The following is a 14,578-nucleotide window of genomic DNA, read 5'->3' as shown; positions in this document are numbered from 1 at the left end:
CGTACGGGCCCGGACGTCGAGCGCGGTCGGTAGGCTTCGCAGGGTGAACGAGCCGACCGCCCGACTGGCCCTCGCGACCTGCGCCGAGCTGCCTGACCTGGACGCCGACGACCAGCCGCTGGTCGCGGCCCTGCGTGAGCGCGGGGTCGGCGCGGACGTCGTGGTGTGGGACGACCCGACGATCGACTGGGGGACGTACCAGCACGTGCTTATCCGCTCGACGTGGGACTACACGCAGCGCCCCACCCAGTTCACCGACTGGACCCACCGCGTGGAGCGGTCGAGCACGCTGCTCAACCCGGCGTCGGTCGTCGGCTGGAACATCGACAAGACCTACCTGCGGGATCTCGAGACGGCGGGGCTGCCGATCGTCCCGACGATCTGGCTCGACCCGGAGCGCAACTTCGACTCGCGCGCCATCCACACCAGGTTCCCGGCGTTCGGCGACTTCGTCGTGAAGCCGACCGTGAGCGCGGGCTCGCGCGACACGGGTCGCTACCAGGCGGACGTGACGACGTCCCGCTCGCTCGCGATCATGCACGCCAAGAACCTGCTGGGCGTCGGGCGCCGCGTCATGATCCAGCGCTATCTCAAGCAGGTCGACACCGCGGGGGAGACCGCCCTCGTGTTCGTCGACGGCGCGTTCAGCCACTCGGTGCGCAAGGGGCCGTTGCTCGAGGGCCCGTACCGCCCGGACGACGAGACGGGGCTGTACCTCAGGGAGGACATGTCCCCACGGGACGCGACCGACGAGGAGCTCGAGGTCGCGCAGCGGATCGTCGACGCGCTGCCGGGTCTGCTGCCCGGGGTCGACAAGCCGCTGCTCTACGCGCGCGTGGACCTCATCCCCGACGACGAGGGGCATCCCGTGCTGCTCGAGCTCGAGCTCACCGAGCCGTCGCTGTTCTTCGCCCACGCCGACGGCGCGCTGGAGCGGTTCGTCGACGCACTCGTCGCCCGGCTGGTCTGAACGGGTGCAGCGCCCGAGAACGAACGGAGGGCGCCGATCCCGTGAGGATCGGCGCCCTTCGTCTTCGGGGTGAGTAACGGGACTTGAACCCGCGACCCCCTGGACCACAACCAGGTGCTCTACCAGCTGAGCTATACCCACCATGCCGTCCGTCGCCGGACGGGCGAGAAGAAGTGTACCGGAGCGCACGCGGTGCCCGGGACACGGATCCGGCCGCAACCGGGTCGAGCGCGACGGTCAGGACGAGCGCGCACCCCGCACCGACGTGGCCACGACCTGCGCCGCGATCTGCTTCGCGGTCGCCGAGTCGGGGCCCGGCTGCTCGGGCATCAGCGCGGCGCGGTAGTACCGGAGCTCGTCGATGCTCTCGAGGATGTCGGCGAGGGCGCGGTGGCCACCGTTCTTCTCGGGCGAGTTGAAGTACACGCGCGGGTACCAGCGGCGCGCGAGCTCCTTGATCGACGACACGTCGATGACGCGGTAGTGCAGGTACCCGACCAGCTCGGGCATGTCCCGGTCGAGGAACGTCTTGTCCGTGCCGACGGAGTTGCCGGCGAGCGGCGCCTTGCCAGGGTCGGGCACCCACGTGCGCACGTACTCGAGCACCTGGCGCTGGGCGTCCTCGAGGGTCGTGCCGTCCGCGAGCTCGGTGAGCAGCCCGGACGTGGTGTGCATGGTGCGCACGAAGTCGCCCATCTGCTCGAGCGCACCGGCGGGCGGGGCGATGATCACGTCGACGCCGTCGCCCAGCACGTTGAGCTCGGAGTCGGTGACGACGACCGCGACCTCGACGAGTGCGTCGGCGGTCAGGTCGAGTCCGGTCATCTCGCAGTCGATCCAGACGATGCGGTCGGCGCTCTCGTGGCCGTGGGGGGCGGGGGTGGGGGCGACGCTGCTGCTCACAGGCCTCACCCTAGGCGGTCGGGGCGTCCGGCGTGCGTCGGGCCGGGGACGACGACGGGCCGGCCCCCGGTGAGAGGGACCGGCCCGTCGGGACCGTTCAGACGATGCGCAGCGTGGCCACCCGGATCACCGGCACCGTCAGGTGCTTCGGACTCGGGGGTCGCCTCGTGGCGTCGGACGGATGCTGCTCGCGAGCGCGCTCGCGCTCCAGCCGGGACTGCCGCACGGCGGCGTCCTGCTCGAGGCGGGCGAGGTCGTAGTTCAGGGTCGGGTGCATGACGAAGTCCTCCGGACGGAGTTGGGGGATGTGGTGGCCCGTCCGGAGCGTCCCCGGCGGGGGTGGTCGCCGGTGGACCTGCAGGTCCGGGCGACGGTGTGACAGGAACACCAGACCACGTGCGTGATACCTGCGTCACGCGAATATGTGATGAGGTCAGGCATGACGCCCGACGAGCACCACCCGCGCACGCGGCGCGCGCTCGCGGTCGTCGTCCCGGGTGCGGTGCTGGTCGTCGTCGGGCTGCTCGTGTTCGCCAAGATGCTCGACGACGTGCGCGAGAGTGACGACCTCGCGGCGGTCGACCAGACGGTGCTGGAGTGGCTCGTCGCGCACCGGTCGCCGTGGGTGACGTCGGTCCTGCAGGCCATCACGTTCGTGACCGGGCCGACCGTGCTGCCGGTGGTCGTGCTCGTGGCGTGCGTGGTCTGGTGGCGCGTCCGACGAGTGTGGTGGCGCCCGGCGCTGCTCGCGGGCGCGATGGTGGTCTCGACGGCTCTGGGGCTGCTGGTCAAGGGGATCGTGGCCCGACCGCGGCCGCCCGTCGAGACGATGCACGTCCCCGGGGCCGAGACGACGGCGTCGTTCCCCTCGGGTCACACGCTCGGCACGGCGACGTTCCTGCTCGTCGCGGGCTACCTGGTGTGCAGCCGGCACCGCTCGGTCGGGCTCGTCGCGGTGTGGCTCCTCGCCGCGGTCGTCGGCACCGGGCTGGTGGCGCTCAGCCGGCTGTACCTGGGCTACCACTTCCTGACCGACGTGCTCGCCGCCGTCGGGCTCGCCGTGGTCGTGCTCGGCCTCGTCACGGTCGTCGACCGCTGGCGGACGCTGCCCGCGTCAGGAGCGCTCGACGTCCCCGTGCTGCCCGTCGTGCCCCGGGACGGTTGACGCGACCCACGCCGCGGCGGGAACGAGGACGAGCGCCGCGCCTGCGATAGCGAGCGTCGCACCCCACCCCACGTCCGCCCACCGGAGCACCAGCAGCACGACGAGTGCGGCGGCGACCCCCATCCCGGCGCGCTCGGCCCACGGCACCCAGCGGCGCTCGGCACGGGCGTCCGGCTCGCGGCTCGCGTGCCGCCCCATCAGGCGCCCCGCCCGACCGGGCCGAGGGGGAGGGGACGCGTGCGCATGGCCACATCGTGGCACGTCACGCACGCCGGGGCCGGTGCTCTCCGTGCGCCGGTGGTCGTGTCAGAGGGCGGTGGGACGGTCGACCCATGGAGATCACACGTCTGCAGCCGGCCGGGCTCGTCGTGAGCCCGGCGTTCAGCCACGTCGCCGTCGTGCCGCCGGGTGCGACGACCGTCTACGTCGGCGGCCAGAACGGCGTCGACGTCACCGGGGTCGTCGTCGGGGACGGGGTAGCCGAGCAGTCGCGCCGCGCGGTCGAGAACGCGGGGGTCGCGCTGCGTGCGGCGGGCGCCTCTTTCGACGACGTCGTGCAGTGGACCGTCCTCATCGCGGCCGACGCCGACCTTCGCGAGGCCTACGGTGCGGTCGCGCCGTTGCTCGCGACGGACGGCGCGCCGCCCCTGGTCACAGCGGCGGTCGTCGCGGGGCTCGGGGTTCCGGGCGCTCTCGTCGAGGTGAGCGCCGTGGCGGCCGTGCTCCGGGAGTGACCGCACTCAGAGTCGGCAGCGCAGCTCGGCGTTCGGGACGACGACGCCGCGAGCCAGGTTGCCGGGACGGTCGGCGACGAGCTCGAACCCGAACCGCTCGAACGCGGGCTGCGCGCTGCGGCTCGCGAACGTCCGCAGCTCCGTCAGCCCGCGCGCGGTGCCCTCGGCACGCACGGCGGCGACGAGCGAGCGGGCGACGCCCCGGCCGCCCGCGTCCGGGTGCACGAACAGCATGTCGACGACGCCGTCCGGCAGCAGGTCCGCGAACCCGACGACCCCGGCGGAGCCGACGAGGGGGTCGTCGCACTCGGCGACGACCGTGAATGCCGTGCGCCGCCGCTCGTCCCACGCCGTCAGGTCGACGTCGCGGGACCCGGCCCAGGCCTCGACCTGGTCGGCGTCGTAGACCGTCGCCGCCGTCCGACGGATCGCCGCCTGGAAGACCTCGAACGTGGCCGCGGCGTCCGTGGGTGATCGGTACGGGCGCAGCGCGGGCGTCGGCAGGGGATGCACGGTCAGACCGTAGTCGGGTCGATCCGTCGGCGGGGTCGTCAGCCCGGGTCGTCGGGAGGCGTCCACGGTGTCGCCGAGCCCGACGGCTCGGCGTCCCAGCCGCGTTCGCGCGCGACCGCGAGTGCCGCTCGGACGAAGTCTGCGGTCGCCTGGGAGGGCTGCTCGTGCCGCCACGCGACCGACCACGGGTACACGGGTGCGATGCCGGTGATCGTGTGCACGGGGAGCCCCGACTCGGCGTAGCGCGCGGCGTAGCTCTCGAACTCGAGAAGGACGGTGCCGCTCGTCGTCCGTGTCCACACGCTCAGGCAGTTCTGGAACGTCCCCGGGTTGCCCAACCAACGCAGCGAGATGCCGGTCGCGCGCTCGAGCGCCGTGAGGTACTCGCCGTGCACGTTGTAGAGGCCTGACCCGGCGGCGTCGGCGAAGACGTCGACCGGGCGCTCGTCGAGAGCGATGCTCGAGGGTCCCGAGGCGCCAGGACGTCCGACGAGCAGCATCGGCTCGCGACGCAGCGGTCGGTGGTGCCAGCCCGTCGGGTGCTGCTCGACCATCTGGCGCGTCACGCGCAGGATCGCCACGTCGAGCCGGTCGGACGGGAGGGCGTCGAGCTGGCGGGAGCTGTCCATGGAGCGCTCGACGAGTTGGACCGTGGGGTGCGCGGCGGCGAAGGCGTCCGCGACGACGCGGCTCGTCGTGAGCTCGAAGACGTGCGCGATGCGGACGCTGTTGACGGCGGGGTCCTGCCGCATGCGCTCGGCTATGGCGAGCAGCTGGCGGGCGTCGTCGAGGAAGGTCGCGCCGCGCGCGGTGAGCTCGACGTGCCGGCTGTCGCGCGTGAGCAGCCGCCCGCCCACGGCGTCCTCGAGCTTTCGGACCTGCTGGGAGAGCGCGGGCTGGCTGATGTGCAGGCGTGCGGCGGCGCGCCCGAAGTGCAGCTCGTCGGCCACGACGACGAAGTACCTGACCAGCCGCAGGTCGAGATCCATCACCCTCCTCCCGCGCACACCGTAGCGGCTGGTCAGGGCCGCGAACGCTTATCGATCCGTCCGGTTTGCGTCTTGGACGCCGCGGCCTGCGCGCGGGTTGGCTGGAAACCTCGCACGGCCCGCCCGTCACAGCTCGGAGGCCCTCATGGACACCGCCCGCCCCGTCGTCTTCATCCATGGCCTCTGGCTGCATGCGACCAGCTGGCAACCGTGGGTCGACCTGTTCCGCGAGGCGGGCTACGCGCCCGTCGCACCGGGGTGGCCCGGCGAGCCTGGCACGGTCGCCGAGGCTCGTGAGAGGGCCGACGACGTCGCGGACGTCAGCATCGACGACGCCGTCGAGCACTACGCGGAGATCATCGCCGCGCTCCCCGCGCCGCCGGTCCTCGTCGGCCACTCGTTCGGGGGGCTCATCGCGGAGAAGCTGCTCGGCCAGGGGCGCGCGGCCGCCGCCGTCGCGATCGACCCGGCACAGATCAAGGGGGTTCTCCCGCTGCCGCTCGCGCAGCTGCGCGCCGGGTTCCCCGCGCTCGGCAACCCCGCCAACCTGCACCGCGCGGTGTCCCTCACGCGCGAGCAGTTCCGGTTCGGCTTCGGCAACGCCGTGCCGCAGGAGGAGTCCGACGAGCTGTTCGAGCGGTGGACCATCCCGTCGCCCGCTCGCCCGCTGTTCCAGGCGGCCGCGGCGAACTTCGTCTTGCACTCGCAGGCGGCCGTCGACACCAAGAACGAGGACCGCGGCCCGCTGCTCCTGATCTCCGGCACCGCCGACCACACCGTCCCCGACGTCGTGACGCGTTCGACGTTCAAGCAGTACCGCGACTCGTCGGCCGTCACCGAGCTGCGGCAGTTCGAGGGCCGCGGGCACTCGCTGACCATCGACCACGGATGGCAGGAGGTCGCGCAGGCGGTCTCCACCTGGCTCCTCGGCCAGGGACTGTGATGGACCTGGGGCTCGAGGGCCGGCTCGCGGTCGTCACGGGTGCGAGCAAGGGCATCGGGCTCGCCGTCACCCGGACGCTGGTGCGCGAGGGCGTGCGCGTGGTGGCCGGCGCGCGGACTCGGAGCGCCGATCTCGACGCGCTCGTGTCCGCGGGGACGGTGCTCCCGGTCGAGGTGGACCTCTCGACCCCGGACGGCCCGGCGACCCTCGTCGCGGCGGCGCTCGAGCTCGGTTCGGTCGACCTCCTCGTCAACAACGTCGGGGCTGTCACGCCGCGCGTGGACGGCTTCCTGGCCGTGACCGACGACGAGTGGGCCGCGACGATCAACCTCAGCCTGATGGCGGCGGTCCGCGCGACCCGCGCCGTGCTGCCGTCGATGCTGGACGCCGGGGGTGGGTCCGTCGTGACGATCAGCTCCGTCAACGCGTTCCTGCCCGACCCCGACGTGATCGACTACGGGGCCGCGAAGGCGGCGCTGACGAACTTCTCCAAGGCGCTGTCCAAGCAGGTCGGGCCTCGGGGGGTGCGCCTCAACACGATCAGTCCCGGGCCGGTCGCGACCGACCTGTGGCTGGGGGAGCACGGGGTCGCGGCGACCGTCGGGCTCGCAGCGGGCAGCGACCCCGCTGCGGTGTCTGCCGCGGCGGCCGGGCAGTCGGTGACCGGGCGGTTCACGCGGCCGCAGGAGATCGCGGAGCTCGTCGCGTTCCTGGCGAGCGACGTGGCGGCGAACGTGACCGGGGCGGACTTCGTGATCGACGGCGGGCTGACGACGCAGACGTGAGGGCGGCGTTCCCGGCGGGCGTAGCCGTACCCGACGGCGCTTCCGACCTGTGGACAGATGGTCTCGCGAGCGACCCGTGGTCTGCCGCTCGTCGGACGGATGCCGGTGAGAAGCGAGGCTCGCGATGGACCGAGCCTCGCTTCGTCGTGGTGGTCGTCTCGGCGATCGCCGTCGTCAATGCGCCGTACGGCGCCATGCGGCCCCGCTGACGGCGGCGCCGCATGACGACCTTCCAGTCGCCCCGATTCAGTCTGCCCGAGGTGGTGTGCCACGGGAGGTCTGCGCACATGTCGGTGCTCACCGGCACGGTGACCCCGTGACACGTGCACCGATCCCCGAAGCGGAGCTCTTCGACGCGCTCCGCCCGTACCTGCTCCCTGGTGAACCTTTCCTCGCTGTCGCCCGGCTCCGAGACTCCACGAGCCCGTGGCGACTGTTCGTGGTCATGACGCTGCACCGTTTCGCGCGCGTCGCGCTGAGACCAGGCACGGATCCAGCAGTGGTGGTCGTGGACTATGCCGATGTCCGGTCGTCGTCCTGGCTGCCCGTCGAGTTCGGGACGGGCACGGGCGAGCACGTCTTGTTCGGTGTGCTCGCTGACCCGGGCGACGCCGAACGGCTCGAGCAAGCGATGTGGGACTTGACGGTGCCGGTCCAGTCCGACGCTTCAGATACTCCTAGCCGAGGACGATGAAGGATCATGATCGACGTCCCGCTTCCAACCGAGCTCGCACAACCTGGCGCCCTCGGGCGTCGTACGGACCTGGTGCTCGCGCAACGGATCAGCGTTCGGACTGCCTGGTGGGCCGACGAACTGGCCAAGCACAGCCTGGGTGACGAGATGTTCTCGACTGCCGATGCGAGCTTGACGCGCGCCGACGTGTTCGCACTGGCGGAGGGTGCCCGCAGGGACGCTGCCGGAGCTCGGCGCCTGCTCTGGGCGACGCTCGCGTGGGGCACGGGCACGAAGAACCGCAACAACCGAGCCCGGATCGCCGCTGTCGCCGCCGCACCTGAGCGAATCGGTGAAGCGCTCGCCCAAGCCGCCTCACTCGCTCAGACCGACGCCGACAGCGCGTACCGCGTGATGGCCCCCGAGGGTCGAAACCTCGTCAGATTCATGGGCCCGCCGTTCTCCACCAAGTTCTTGTACTTCGCGGGTGGTGGCGAGGCCGACCATCCGTGCCTGATCTTGGATTCGTTCGTTGCTGCCGCCCTGACGCGGCTGCCTGCTCCGAGCACTTGGCGGCCACCGGGGCAACGCTTCTGGTGGCCGGCGTCGACCTACGCGGCCTACACCGAGCTGCTGCAAAGATGGTCGAGCGAAGCGTCCACCGCTCAGCATCGCGACGTCGCAGCAGATGAGATCGAGAGGTGGCTCTTCGCACACGGCGGCCGACGCTCGTAGAGCCGGCCGTTGCCCCGCAGATGTGCGCCGTGCCTGCACGGCGGTTCCGCGAGAACGCGGTCGCACTTGATGCGCGCCGCAGACGTCGAGGCTGGCGCCCACATGGACGGACGTGCAGGTCACAGACTTGTATGGGAGCCCCCGTCAGGACTCGAACCTGCAACCTACGGAGACGCATCTTGAGGCCAATGCGGTCTCATCGCCCATCATCGAAACCGCCTCTGACCAGGGATGATGGCGGGGACGCCCTCAGGTGGTCTCACTCGGAATCATCGGCAATCCCGGGAGTAAACCGGGTATGGAGAGCATCCTCCGCGATAGAAGGTGCGAGCCGACGCGTCGTGTCAGTGCTGTGCGGTAGACCCTCCGCATGTACGAGGACGATATCGCTGAGCAGTACGCACGGTTCGCGCGCGGCGAGACAGCGCAGGTACTCGCGCGCGACGACCGAACAGGCGAGCTCGTCTTCCTCGGCGTTGGCGAGGCAGGCGAACGACGAGCCACTGCTCTCGCGCACTACTCGTGCCCGGTGCCGGGATGTGATTCACCTCGGCCTCTCTCCACCAAGGGGCAGAGCGTCCGTGACCACTTCTTCCACCGGACCGCGCACTCCCACCCGGGCGGCCCGGAGTCGTTGAACCACCTGCAAGCGAAGCACCTCCTCGCAGAGTGGGCGCGTGGGCAAGTCGCCCGAGTGGTCGACGTCGTCGTCAACGAGGAGGAGTGGGCGCCCGACGTCCACAGGCGCCCTGACGTCATGGTCACGTGGCCCGACGGGAAGCGCGTGGCGATCGAAGTCGAGTACAAGGCGTACACCCCGGAAGCCTTCAGGGCGAAGGACGAGGCGTACCGGAAAGCCAGCGTCACGGCGATATGGATGTTCGGGCACACCGGGCGCTACCTCCGGCCGGTAATCCGCGGCACGCAGGACGGTCCTGAGCTCGCAGGGTTCAAGCTCGTGCCGTTGACCCGCCTGCTTGCGGCGGCAGCGCGACCCATCCACTTCGTCAACCCGATCGATGCGAACGTCGGGACGCTGTGGGCGCCCGGCGTACCCCTCGAGGCAGCACGGGTTGACCCACGTTGGTGGGCAGGGAACCTGCGAACGGTTGGTGGGCGAGTCTTCCCGGCCCCCGTGACCGAGGTTGCGCAACTCGGGCTCGCCGCTCTCAACGATTGCGTCCTCGACCGGGAGTTTGGCCTCGTCACGCCGACAGTGGTCGACGTCCGCGAGGAGCGCTCGCGAGTCGCGGGCCAGGCCGACCAAGATCGTCTCGCCTGGGAGGCGCAGGAAGCCGAGCGTGCGGCGAGCCGAGCGGCGAGATCCGCTGCCCACGCCCTGGCGCCGAGCTATCGGCAGCCTGTGAGACAGCCCGGAAACCCGACGGGGCTGTGGTGCTCCAAGTGTCGCCGGCCACTCGCGCTGACCCTGGAACGACTCGGGCGGCACGTGACGTGCTGACGGCAGTTCACCGGCGGGTCCCGGACCCTTCGTCGCGCTGACCTGGCACGCTAGCGTGCGTGCCGAACCCAACGACGGTCGAGCTTCGCCTCGCACTCATGGCGTTTGCCCAGTGGCGCCATCAGCATCTGATCGGGGACGAGAAAGGCGAGGCGCAGACGTTCCTCGACCGGCTGTTCCGTGCGTTCGGACACGGCGGTATCCAGGAGGCGGGTGCCACGCTCGAGGCCCGCATCAAGTCAGAGGACCGCAAGGGCACTGCGTTCGCGGACCTCATGTGGAAGCCACGCGTGCTCATCGAGATGAAACGCGAGGGCGTCGACCTCCGCCGCCATTACCGTCAGGCGTTCGACTACTGGGTCCAGGCTGTCCCCGACCGCCCCCGGTACGTCGTGCTGTGCAACTTCGACGAGTTCTGGGTCTACGACTTCGACAAGCAACTCGATGAACCAGTCGACCGCGTGTCGATCGACGACCTGGCGCAGCGGTGGGAGTCGCGAGTCGAGACCCGTGCGTAGCCGAGCAACGCCATCGAACCGCCCCTCTCTGGTCCGGTCGTTCGCCGGCGCCAGGACGTAGTCGTAGCCGGCGGCGCACGGAAACGCCAGGGCCCAGTTCCGTACGGGTGAGCTTTCGTACACGGGTTTCGTACGTGATCCACCCGTTCAGCCGGCCGGCCACCCAGGCGTGTACGGATACGACCGAATGCGTACGGGCGCGTCTCGACCAACCCGGGCAACCGTGCAACTACGTTCGATCCCGTGCAGCGGAACCGGCAGCCCATCGAGAGCAAGGTGACGACGCTGGCGGCGGTCCTCATCGCGGCCGCGCTCGTCATCGCGGGCCTGGGACTCATGCTGCTGTCCGTGCAGCCCTGGGCTGACGGAACTCTCTGGGAGGCGTTCCTGGGGCAGGTCGGAGGTCTGCTCGTCGCGACGGGGTTGCTGACCGTCGCTTGGGACCTCTTTGGACGCCGGGCGTTCGCGATTGAGGTGCTGGCCAAGGCGAAGCTCTCCGCAGACGTCGTCGAGTCCGGCATCACCCGGGTCACCGACCAGTACCTCGACGACGTCGAGTGGGGCGAGCTCTTCGAGGGAGCCGTGCACGTTGACATCCTCGTCGCCTACGCGAACACGTGGCGCAACGCTCACCGTCACCGCCTGGAACGAGTCGCCAAGACGAAGGGGTCGCGGATCCGCGTCTTCCTGCCCGACCCGAACGACGCAGCGACGATGAGCAACCTGGCACAACGCTTCGCGGCCACCCCTGAGTCCGTCGTGGCGAAGATCAACGAGGCCATCACTGAGTACAAGTCTCTCGCGCAGCCCGGTGGTGGGGCCGTCGAGGTGTACGTCCGCGCAGGTGACGCGCTGTTCAGTGCCTACCGGTTCGACGGGCGCGCGGTGCTGACGCTCTACTCCCACGGGCGGGAGCGTCGTACCTCTGTGCCAACCTGGGTCATGGCCGGTGGCGAGCTTTTCGCGTTCGTGCAGGGAGAGATCGACGCCATCGCCACTCAGAGCACGCGAGCGTAGGAGGACGGGCGAGATGGTCGCGATCAGGCAGGACGTCGCCGTGAGGCGCGGCGACATTGACGCTGACTGGCTCGCTCGTGCTCGCAGCACTGGTGCTGTCGCGTGTGACATCGAGACAACCGGTCTGGACTGGCGAGTCGACCAGGTTCGGACGGTCCAGCTGGCTACGCCGGACGCAATCGTCATCGTTCAGGTCGCGCCGGGTGACCACCCGTACCTGCTCATCGAGTTGCTCGAGGACTCGTCGGTCACGAAGGTGTTCCACCACGCTCCCTTTGACCTGCGCTTCCTCGTCGCCACTTGGAGGGCGAGGCCCGCACGCATCGCGTGCACGAAGGTCGCAGCGAAGATCGTCGAGCCGGGCATGGAACCCGAGCAGTATTCGCTGAAGCCGAGCCTGAGCCGCGTACTCGGCGTGAGCATCGATAAAGCACAGCAGGTCTCAGACTGGTCCGCCAGTGACCTGTCGAGGGCGCAGTTGGAGTACGCGGCCAACGACGTCCGCTACCTCGTGCCGCTCCTCGCAGAGCTTCGCGCTCTCGCCGCCGAGCGAGGTGTTGCCGACCTCCTTGAAGCGTCGTTTGCGTACCTACCAACGCGGGCAACTCTGGACACCCTCGGCATCGGCGACGTCTTCGACTACTGACAGCACCGCCACGACGGCTTCATGTCACCGGTCGGTGCGATCGTCAATCCATGGACCCCTCTGACGTCGGCTTTCACGTCTTCCGCCTGCTGCCGCGACCCGTTCGACAGGTCGTCGTGCTGCTGTTCGTCGGCCCGCTGATGGCGAAGCTCGGACCGCCGCTCATGCAGCGATTCCTCGAGTTCGAGATCCAGAAGACGCAGTCGAGCTTGCAGCCGACGCTCGACAGGCTCTTGACCCCGATGCCTGTCCCGACCCCATGACGACCGAGGCAAGCCGCCCCGTCACGGTCGGGCAGCTGCGGACCGAACTCGCAGGATGGGACGACGCCACGGCCTAGCCGAGCGGGCCGTTCTGGCAGTCCTTGCAGGGGTCCACAGACACGAGGCGCGACGGCGCGTCCGCGTAGATGGCGCCGTGGTTACACACGGTCTGCCAGGCGTTGATCGTGGTGACGACGCCCCACTTGCTGAGGTCCGGGTCGTCCTTGTGGCTGCAGCCGCCCTCAAGGTGCGCCTTGCGGCTGGGAGCGATCAGAACACGTGCGCTCGGGGAGCCACGGAGTGGCGTTCGGGGAGCGCAGAGCCCGCACGTCTCGAGCGCCATGTCGTGGATGCAGAGGTCCGTTGTCATGCCCGATGAATCGGCATCACGCGGCCGAAGCATGACTGCGCGCTCCTGAACGATGGCGCTGATGGGACAGACCCGCTCGCCCCTCCCCGTTTCTCATCGCCTTCTGGTCGCCCTGGTTGTTCCTCCGGCCCACGTGAGCGCGGGGCGGCAGACGGTGTGCCGCCCACTGGCGTCGTCGCTATCGTCGCGACATGGACGCAATCTTCGAGATTGATTCGCTGCCGTCACCGTTCCTGGTCGAGGACCAGGTGGTCGACGCGGTGTGCGCGTACCTCGACCGCGCTGGCTGGGCTGATATTCGTCCGAAGTACAGCCACGAGCGGGGCAACGACATCGAAGCGAGCCTCGGGGACCGACGGCTCTTCGTCGAGGCGAAAGGGGCAGGCAGCGCACGAGCCACGTCGAAGCGGCACGGCCAGCCGTTTGAGCGTAAGCAGGTCTACAGCCACGTTGGCGTGGCGACCGTCCGAGCGCTGCGATGGGTCGCAAGCGGCGACGTGCACGCCGCGCTGGCCTTCCCAGACAACGAGGACCATCGCCAGGAGGTCGTCGCCATGCTTCCCGTGCTGAAGCAGCTCAACGTCACTGTGTTCTGGGTAGCCGCGGACCTCTCGGTGAGCGTCGAGGGAGCGTCGTTGCCGACTCTGTAGGACCCGCGCGATCGGGCTCCCGAAATCACCCTGTGCAGCGGGTTGGCGGCGCTGTGCGCTCGGACGAGGATGCTGCTCATGCGCCGTTCGTTCAGCCTTTTGAGCGTCACCGCCCTCGCGGTTGCACTGTCGGGCTGTACATCAGGTGGTGGTGGCTCCGACGCGACACCGAGCCCGAGCATGTCGCTGGTCGATGCACTCGTCGTCGTGCTGTGCGGGGACTATGGAGCGGCGGAGTGGACGGCGCCGCCCGGCGCGAAGGGTTATCGCTGTAGTGAGACCAGCCACCAGGGATTCATCAAGGTGTTCCCTGACAACGCCTCCCAGGTGGCGTGGATGACGTCGTTGAACGACTGCGTCGGCGGCATGGTCGCCGGCGATGGTTGGGTCGTGCACCAGTACGGCGGCAACCTCGCCACGAAGACCCTCCTGATCAGGATGGGTGGCACGGTCATCTGCTGAGCCCAGCAATCCTCCCTCTCCGTTCCCTCATCGTCCTGGTTGCACCTCCGGCCCGCCTGGGTGGGGCGGCACACCGTCTGCCGCCCCGGGTGAGGTGCGGGGAGGGGGCCGAAAAGCGACGAATAGCGTCTAGTCGAGCACCTATCGTTTCTCCACAGAAAGCCCTAAACGGGGCGAATCGTTCTAGTGGTGGAGAGACGAAAATGTGCGATTGGAAACCGGGCGTGCGGTGCTCGGGGCATGCCGAGACCAAGGCGGCGGTGACCCGAGGCGCGTACAAGGAGGCGCACCCGGACGGGCCGGCCATTCACCCGCTAACCGGCGCGACTGAGACGCTCACCGAAATCAACGCGGAGCGCGTCGTCGCTCGCAGGGAAGCCCGGCGTGCGAGCGCCATGTTGCGCAGCGGCGAGCTCACGGACGAGCAGCGGGTGTTCTGGTCTCGCTACCGCGAAGTCCCGGTTCTGAGCGTCGAACTCGAACAGTGCGACGGTCGCTGACGTCGCGTACTCGAGCACGGCGGTCGTGTAGCCGCTCAGCGAGTAGAAGACGCATCGACGGGCGGAGTGGCCGGCGCCGCGCAGTCGACTTGTACGGGCGCCCCCGGCAGGACTCGAACCTGCAACCTACGGATTAGAAGGCCGTTGCTCTATCCATTGAGCTACGAGGGCTGGGCGGTCACCCAGCGTAGTGCGCCCCGGGACGGCGGCCGCGGCGCCTGCCGCAGGCCTGCGCGAGCATCCCGGAGCGGGGTCACCCGCGTGGCGCGTTTGTCCAGGT

General features: G+C 69.8%; 20 protein-coding genes and 2 tRNA genes. 15 read left to right on the top strand and 7 right to left on the bottom strand.

All coding sequences use genetic code 11. The features are described 5' to 3' along the window. Positions 1–43: 43 nt before the first annotated feature. Positions 44–970 (top strand): RimK family alpha-L-glutamate ligase, encoded by a 927-nt coding sequence (locus AW16_RS0108165; protein WP_029289529.1) that lies wholly within the window; start codon positions 44–46, stop codon positions 968–970. Positions 971–1,038: 68 nt separating this feature from the next. Here the strand turns inward: AW16_RS0108165 and AW16_RS0108160 are convergent. From AW16_RS0108160 to AW16_RS0108150, 3 genes are all read right to left on the bottom strand, one after another. Continuing rightward, a tRNA-His gene (locus AW16_RS0108160) sits at positions 1,039–1,111 on the bottom strand. A 96-nt stretch (positions 1,112–1,207) separates the two neighbouring features. Next, positions 1,208–1,795 carry an oligoribonuclease gene (gene orn / locus AW16_RS0108155; RefSeq protein ID WP_369794770.1) on the bottom strand — a complete coding sequence of 196 codons (588 nt, stop codon included), beginning with the start codon at positions 1,793–1,795 and terminating at the stop codon, positions 1,208–1,210. Between the two features lie 175 nt (positions 1,796–1,970). After that, a complete protein-coding gene (locus AW16_RS0108150) occupies positions 1,971–2,150 on the bottom strand; it encodes a hypothetical protein (protein WP_029289527.1) in 180 nt (59 codons plus the stop codon). Positions 2,151–2,312: 162 nt separating this feature from the next. Here AW16_RS0108150 and AW16_RS0108145 point away from each other — a divergent pair, with 162 nt between their 5' ends. After that, entirely contained in the window at positions 2,313–3,038 is a 726-nt protein-coding gene (locus AW16_RS0108145; RefSeq protein ID WP_051681779.1) for a phosphatase PAP2 family protein, read from the top strand. Here the strand turns inward: AW16_RS0108145 and AW16_RS0108140 are convergent. Then, positions 2,988–3,236 (bottom strand): hypothetical protein, encoded by a 249-nt coding sequence (locus AW16_RS0108140; protein WP_029289525.1) that lies wholly within the window; start codon positions 3,234–3,236, stop codon positions 2,988–2,990. The genes AW16_RS0108145 and AW16_RS0108140 overlap by 51 nt on opposite strands. 134 nt (positions 3,237–3,370) lie before the next feature. Between AW16_RS0108140 and AW16_RS0108135 the strand changes: the two genes are divergently transcribed. Continuing rightward, positions 3,371–3,772, top strand: a complete 402-nt coding sequence (locus AW16_RS0108135) for a RidA family protein (RefSeq protein WP_029289524.1) — start codon at positions 3,371–3,373, stop codon at positions 3,770–3,772. A 6-nt stretch (positions 3,773–3,778) separates the two neighbouring features. Here AW16_RS0108135 and AW16_RS0108130 read toward each other — a convergent pair whose 3' ends face one another. Further along, positions 3,779–4,285: a GNAT family N-acetyltransferase gene (locus AW16_RS0108130; RefSeq protein ID WP_197021586.1), complete on the bottom strand. Its 507-nt coding sequence runs from the start codon at positions 4,283–4,285 to the stop codon at positions 3,779–3,781. Positions 4,286–4,323: 38 nt separating this feature from the next. Beyond that, complete coding sequence (locus AW16_RS0108125) at positions 4,324–5,274, bottom strand: LysR family transcriptional regulator (RefSeq protein ID WP_029289522.1); 951 nt, start codon at positions 5,272–5,274, stop codon at positions 4,324–4,326. A 145-nt stretch (positions 5,275–5,419) separates the two neighbouring features. Here AW16_RS0108125 and AW16_RS0108120 point away from each other — a divergent pair, with 145 nt between their 5' ends. The 12 genes from AW16_RS0108120 to AW16_RS0108055 all read left to right on the top strand — a co-directional run bounded on the left by AW16_RS0108120 (position 5,420) and on the right by AW16_RS0108055 (position 14,298). After that, positions 5,420–6,217 (top strand): alpha/beta hydrolase, encoded by a 798-nt coding sequence (locus AW16_RS0108120; RefSeq protein ID WP_029289521.1) that lies wholly within the window; start codon positions 5,420–5,422, stop codon positions 6,215–6,217. After that, complete coding sequence (locus tag AW16_RS0108115) at positions 6,217–7,002, top strand: SDR family oxidoreductase (protein ID WP_029289520.1); 786 nt, start codon at positions 6,217–6,219, stop codon at positions 7,000–7,002. Before AW16_RS0108120 ends, AW16_RS0108115 begins: the two co-directional genes overlap by 1 nt. A gap of 316 nt (positions 7,003–7,318) precedes the next feature. Beyond that, positions 7,319–7,696 carry a hypothetical protein gene (locus AW16_RS17035; protein WP_034648424.1) on the top strand — a complete coding sequence of 126 codons (378 nt, stop codon included), beginning with the start codon at positions 7,319–7,321 and terminating at the stop codon, positions 7,694–7,696. Positions 7,697–7,702: 6 nt separating this feature from the next. Then, positions 7,703–8,410, top strand: a complete 708-nt coding sequence (locus AW16_RS0108105) for a hypothetical protein (RefSeq protein WP_051681777.1) — start codon at positions 7,703–7,705, stop codon at positions 8,408–8,410. A 370-nt stretch (positions 8,411–8,780) separates the two neighbouring features. Beyond that, on the top strand, positions 8,781–9,872 hold the full coding sequence (locus AW16_RS0108100; protein ID WP_029289516.1) for a competence protein CoiA family protein: 1,092 nt from the start codon (positions 8,781–8,783) through the stop codon (positions 9,870–9,872). A gap of 98 nt (positions 9,873–9,970) precedes the next feature. Next, complete coding sequence (locus tag AW16_RS0108095; RefSeq protein WP_029289514.1) at positions 9,971–10,390, top strand: type IIL restriction-modification enzyme MmeI; 420 nt, start codon at positions 9,971–9,973, stop codon at positions 10,388–10,390. Positions 10,391–10,633: 243 nt separating this feature from the next. Continuing rightward, a complete protein-coding gene (locus AW16_RS0108090; protein WP_029289512.1) occupies positions 10,634–11,407 on the top strand; it encodes a hypothetical protein in 774 nt (257 codons plus the stop codon). A 13-nt stretch (positions 11,408–11,420) separates the two neighbouring features. After that, a complete protein-coding gene (locus AW16_RS0108085; protein ID WP_051681776.1) occupies positions 11,421–12,053 on the top strand; it encodes a ribonuclease D in 633 nt (210 codons plus the stop codon). 50 nt (positions 12,054–12,103) lie between these two features. Next, entirely contained in the window at positions 12,104–12,316 is a 213-nt protein-coding gene (locus AW16_RS0108080) for a hypothetical protein (RefSeq protein WP_029289507.1), read from the top strand. A 561-nt stretch (positions 12,317–12,877) separates the two neighbouring features. After that, positions 12,878–13,336 carry a hypothetical protein gene (locus AW16_RS0108065; RefSeq protein ID WP_029289504.1) on the top strand — a complete coding sequence of 153 codons (459 nt, stop codon included), beginning with the start codon at positions 12,878–12,880 and terminating at the stop codon, positions 13,334–13,336. A 78-nt stretch (positions 13,337–13,414) separates the two neighbouring features. Continuing rightward, positions 13,415–13,798 carry a hypothetical protein gene (locus tag AW16_RS0108060; RefSeq protein WP_156044112.1) on the top strand — a complete coding sequence of 128 codons (384 nt, stop codon included), beginning with the start codon at positions 13,415–13,417 and terminating at the stop codon, positions 13,796–13,798. 203 nt (positions 13,799–14,001) lie between these two features. Continuing rightward, a complete protein-coding gene (locus AW16_RS0108055; protein ID WP_156044111.1) occupies positions 14,002–14,298 on the top strand; it encodes a hypothetical protein in 297 nt (98 codons plus the stop codon). A 98-nt stretch (positions 14,299–14,396) separates the two neighbouring features. Here AW16_RS0108055 and AW16_RS0108050 read toward each other — a convergent pair. Beyond that, a tRNA-Arg gene (locus tag AW16_RS0108050) sits at positions 14,397–14,469 on the bottom strand. Between the last annotated feature and the right edge of the window lie 109 nt (positions 14,470–14,578).

It is taken from the genome of Cellulomonas sp. HZM (assembly GCF_000708885.1).
Taxonomy (GTDB): domain Bacteria; phylum Actinomycetota; class Actinomycetes; order Actinomycetales; family Cellulomonadaceae; genus Cellulomonas.
This window is presented reverse-complemented; position numbering and strand designations above follow the sequence as displayed.